This is a genomic window from Streptomyces sp. NPDC059371, assembly GCF_042751995.1.
Lineage (GTDB): Bacteria > Actinomycetota > Actinomycetes > Streptomycetales > Streptomycetaceae > Streptomyces.
On record NZ_JBHYXD010000047.1, the window covers coordinates 60,154 to 64,823 of the forward strand.

A 4,670-nucleotide genomic window follows, 5' to 3' on the forward strand; every position below is an offset into this window, starting at 1 on the left:
CCCGCGCGCCCCCGGGGGCGCGCGGGCGCGTTCACTATCGTGCGGGGCGTTCCTCCCATGTCCCGCGGGGGTGCTCCGCCCCCGGCCCCCCCCCGCGCGGGGGGCGCCCCTTCGGTGTCGGCGCCCGTGGGTACCGGCGGAGTGCAGGAGTCAGGACAGCGCGGGGCGTTGGCTCCACGACTCCGGGTGGGGCGGAACGTGGTCCGGTGCTTCGGGGTCGGGTTCCGCGGGCCGGGGCGTTCGGCTCCCCCATCGGCACTATCGGCGTTGCCGCCCGTCCGTCGCCAGCACCCGTGCGGATGTCTCGTGCGCGACGGCGTTCCCGTCCTCACACAGCCCTCGCGCGGCTTCCGGCATGCCCGAACGCTCCAGCCACGCACGGTAGACGGGCGCCTGACGGGCCACTTCCCAGTATGCCTCCACCAATTCGTCGTATCCGCGCTCCAGTTCGGCCTCCGAGCGGGCTGCGAGCAGCAGGCGCACCCCGATCGGGTCACCCTCGAGAGGCCGGACCACGACGTCGGGGCGCGGGAGCGCGGTGGGCTGGCTGACGGTGACGACGTCGCCGGTCGCGGCCAGTGAGTACGCCGTGAGGTAGTCGCCGTGGAGCATGTCGGGTTCGATGCCCGCGTCACGCAGGACCCGGCAGAGGCCGTCCCATTCGCCGTCCACCGTCGAGTCCACCATCCACCGGTCGTCGGCCAGGTCGGCGAGGTGTACCTCGGACTTCAGTGCCGCGGGGTGGTCGGGAGCCAGGGTGACGAACTGCGGTTCGCGTTCGATCACCGGGCGCAGAGCGAGCCCTGACGGCACGCACAGGGGGCTGCCCTCGACCTCGTGCACGAAGGCCAGTCCGAGCCATCCCCCAGCGACCATGCGCAGGAGGGAGTTCGCCGAGACGTCCATCCGGAGCGTGGGATCGGTGCGGGGAACGCGGGCGCGCAACCGGCGCAGCCAGCCCGGCAGGGCCCGGCTCGCGGTCGCACCGATCGGCAGGGTGTTCGCGTCCGTGGCCCGGGCCACGGCGGCTCTCGTCTCCGTGACGATCGCGGCGAGTTCGGTGACGAGCGGTCGGGCGCGGCTCAACACGGCCAGGCCCACCGGGGTTGGACGGCAGCCCGTACCCGCGCGAACGAAGAGCTGCGCGCCGAGCGCCTGCTCGATGCGACGCAGTTGGGCGCTCAACGAGGGCTGGGCCACGCCGAGTTCACGTGCCGCCTTGTGCAGGCTGCCCGTGTCGGCGATGGCGCACAGGGCACGTAAGTGCCTCACCTCGAGCTCCATGCGGGAAGCGTAGGGGAGCCTCCGCATGACGCACCAGATGTTCAAATCGCTACGAAGTCAGACGAGTTGACTGTCCCGATAGCCCGGCACTATCCCCGATTGCCATCATCCACAGCCCCCTCGGCCTCCGCGAGACTCCTGCTGAACCAATCGTTCACCACCCCACACGAACGAGTAGGAGCACCACACATGTTGTCCTCCCGCATGAGGTCGAAGACATCCAGGAGACTCCTGGCACTCACGCTCGGCTTCGGTCTGGCGTCCGCGGCACTCGGCACCGCGGTTCCCGCGAGCGCCCGGCCGGCGGACTCGGCGCCGGCCGGTTCCACCGCCGTCGAAAACGCCCGGTACTCCGGCTCGGGCGAAGACACCGCAGGCAACAAGGCGTTCTTCGAGGCGGTGCTGAACTCGGTCGCCAGGAAGCAGGCGGCGAACCCTTCCCTGGCGTCCGTGACCGTCTACTACAACGCCTCCCAGGCACCGACCTTCCGCTCCCAGATAACGAGTTCCGCCTCGATCTGGAACAGCTCCGTGTCGAACGTCAAGCTCCAGGCGACCACGAGCGGTGCGGACTTCACGTACTACGAGGGCAACGACTCACGCGGGTCCTACGCCTCCACGAACGGGCACGGCCGCGGCTACATCTTCCTCGACTACGCGCAGAACCGGCAGTACGACTCGATCCGAGTCACCGCTCACGAGACCGGCCACGTGCTGGGTCTGCCGGACCACTACAGCGGTCCGTGCAGCGAGCTCATGTCGGGAGGCGGCCCGGGCACGTCCTGCACCAACCGCTACCCGAACGCGACCGAGCGCTCCCGTGTCAACCAGCTCTGGGTCAACGGCCTCGCGAAGGCCATCGCCAAGTTGAACAAGACACCCTGACCCGGCGCCCGGCGTTCGGCCCGGGCCGTGCGGCACAGCACTCCAGGCCGGGTCGCGGCATCACGCCGCGGCCCGGCCCTGGGCCGTCCCGGGCGCGCGTCCGCACCGTCGCCGACGGCGCGGACGGGTGGAGCGCCCCGCCCCTCACCACCGTGCGTCAGCGGCTCCAGGCCACGGCCGCAATGGCCGCCCGCACGCTGCTGGGGCTGAGCGGCGCGGCCCGAACCGGCCGCGCGAGGGCCGGAGCGTCGCCGCTCCGGCCCCCTTGTCCGTTCCGTCCGCTCTACGGCTCGGTGCCCCAGACCAGAGTGCCCGACACGTACACGGTCACCTTCGCCGCGTCCGCGTAGGAGGTGTTGGTGCCGCGGCTGTAGTCGTTCGACTCGTCGAAGTTCGACCAGTCCGACTTGGCCATGCGCAACTGCAGTTCACCGCTGTCCGCTCCGGCCGCGAGTGAACCGGAGTTGAAGCCCACCTCCAGGTAGTGGTCCGCGCCCGTGCGGCTCGGGGAGGCGGCGCTCACCGACGTCTTCACCGTGGAGCAGCCGAGCTGCGCCCAGTCGCAGAAGGTCTGGTAGCCGGCCGAGGTGGACTCCCCGGTGAACCAGTAGCGGATGGTCACCTTGGACAGATCGACCGCGCCGGAACCGCCGTTGACCAGCTTGAGACCGGGCTTGACCTGGTTGTCGGCGGTGGAGGAGTCGTTGTTCTTGTACTGCGCCTTGAGACCCGACGAGCCTCCTCCTCCCGACGATGCCTTGGTGGTGGCGGACACCGCCGCGGACGACGCCGAGACGTTGCCGGCCGCGTCCTTGGCCTTCACGGTGTAGCTGTAGGTGGTGGAGGCGGCGAGCGCGCTGTCGGTGTACGAGGTGGCGGTGGCGCTGCCGACCTTGGTGCCGTCGCGGTAGATGTCGTATCCCGTGACCGCGGTGTTGTCCGTGGACGCGCTCCAGCTCAGGGAGACACTGTTGCTCGTCGTGGAGCTGACCGCGAGGCCGCCGGGAGCGGTGGGAGCCTGCGTGTCACCGCCACCGCCACCCGATCCGCTCAGCGGCGGGTTGGCGTTGGCGAGCAGTTGACGGAACTGGGCGGAGAACCAGTGCCCGGCGAGCGGGGAGTTGGGCAGCGCTCCGGTGAGGTTGTTCCCATTGCGTCCGTTCCCGGTGTACGTGGGGTCGCACATCCGGTCGAAGCCCTTGCCCTCGTCGTTGTCGACGGCCTGGCTGGCCCCGTCCGACTCGCCCGGCGGCTTGGCCCATACGTAGGCGTCGATTCCCGTGTCGGGTGCGGTCGCCGGGCGCTCGCCGATGCCTGCCCCGCTCTGGTTGCACCAGTTCCCGGCGTGAATGCGCCGGTCGATGCGGCCGCCGTCCACGTAGGCGTCGACGCTGGTCGTCGGGCCCGGACCGGTCGGCCGGGCCGAACCGCCCCACCCGTTGCGCGAGGTGTCGACGAGCATGCCGATGCCGGAGTCGAAGCCCTGCGCGACGAGGGCGGTACGCAGGCCCTGCGCGTACGAACTCTCGTCGTCGTACTGGTTCCAGTCGATCCACTTCGACTGCCGCACCGTCTGGCCGTTCACCGTGTCCGTCACCTTCACGTACGGCTCTTTGGTGGCGGAGTAGTTGGCGGTGTTCACGATGAAGCCCGTCACGTCGTTCACGGTGGCGCCGTTGGTGGTGGCCGCCTTCTTGAACTCCTGGGCGGACGGGGTGAGATTGCTGTCCCAGCCGAGCCAGCCGTGGTGACCGGCGTCGATGTAGTTGTAGGTGTTGGGCAGAGCGCCGAGCGTGTGGAGGGCGTAGCCGACGCCCTTCTCGTAGTTGCCGTTCGCCTTCATGGTGGCGCACTGGGTCGTGGAGCCCGCGGTGCCACCGGCGTTGGTCACGAGGTTGGGCAGCGAGTCGGGCTCGATGAGGTTGACGATCCGCAGGCTCGCGTAGGCCGGGTCGGCGAGGATCGCGGCGATCGGGTCGATGTAACTGCTCTGGTAGGTGGCCAGGTCGTCGGGACCGAGCTCGCCGTTGGAGGCGAGGGCCGCACAGTCCCGGCCGGGCAGGTCGTAGATGACGAGCTGGACAAGGTTGGCGCCCTGAGCCTTGGCCGCGTCGAGGTGCGCTTTCAGACCACGGGCGTCGGCGGTGCCCTGGATCGCGGCCATCCGGTCCAGCCAGACGAAGGTGGGCTGGTTGGAGACGGCCGAACCGCCCGGCTCGGCAGCGGCCTTGGCCGACCAGTCGGGATTCACGTAGGCCTTCGCGCCGACGTAGGGATTGTCGAGTTTGGCGGCCGCGACCGCGGTGGTCGGGAGCGCGGTCACGGACAGCGCTCCGAGAAGGACGCCGACGGCCAGAGCGGCGGTCCGCTTCCGTCCGTTTCGGCGCACGGTGGAGTCGGGTCTACGGGAAGGCATCAGCCATCTCCTGGGGAGAGCAGACAAGTACGGTCGGCGTGCTGGGTCACAGACGTCCGCCCGGTGTGCCGCGTCCCTGGCACAC

Annotated in this window: 3 protein-coding genes; 1 reads left to right on the forward strand and 2 read right to left on the reverse strand. The window is 70.1% G+C overall.

The features are described 5' to 3' along the window. Nucleotides 1-258: 258 nt before the first annotated feature. Nucleotides 259-1,284 carry a LysR family transcriptional regulator gene (locus ACFXGX_RS24850; protein WP_384795028.1) on the reverse strand — a complete coding sequence of 342 codons (1,026 nt, stop codon included), beginning with the start codon at nt 1,282-1,284 and terminating at the stop codon, nt 259-261. A 204-nt stretch (nt 1,285-1,488) separates the two neighbouring features. Between ACFXGX_RS24850 and snpA the strand changes: the two genes are divergently transcribed. Further along, entirely contained in the window at nt 1,489-2,169 is a 681-nt protein-coding gene (snpA, locus tag ACFXGX_RS24855; protein WP_384795030.1) for a snapalysin, read from the forward strand. A 283-nt stretch (nt 2,170-2,452) separates the two neighbouring features. Here the strand turns inward: snpA and ACFXGX_RS24860 are convergent, their stop codons facing one another. After that, a complete protein-coding gene (locus tag ACFXGX_RS24860; RefSeq protein ID WP_384795032.1) occupies nt 2,453-4,585 on the reverse strand; it encodes a glycoside hydrolase family 6 protein in 2,133 nt (710 codons plus the stop codon). Between the last annotated feature and the right edge of the window lie 85 nt (nt 4,586-4,670).

Coding starts and splice junctions, on each gene's coding strand:
- ACFXGX_RS24850 (WP_384795028.1), bottom strand. CDS start 1,284: ATGGAGCTCGAGGTGAGGCACTTACGTGCCCTGTGCGCCATCGCCGAC.
- snpA (WP_384795030.1), top strand. CDS start 1,489: ATGAGGTCGAAGACATCCAGGAGACTCCTGGCACTCACGCTCGGCTTC.
- ACFXGX_RS24860 (WP_384795032.1), bottom strand. CDS start 4,585: ATGCCTTCCCGTAGACCCGACTCCACCGTGCGCCGAAACGGACGGAAG.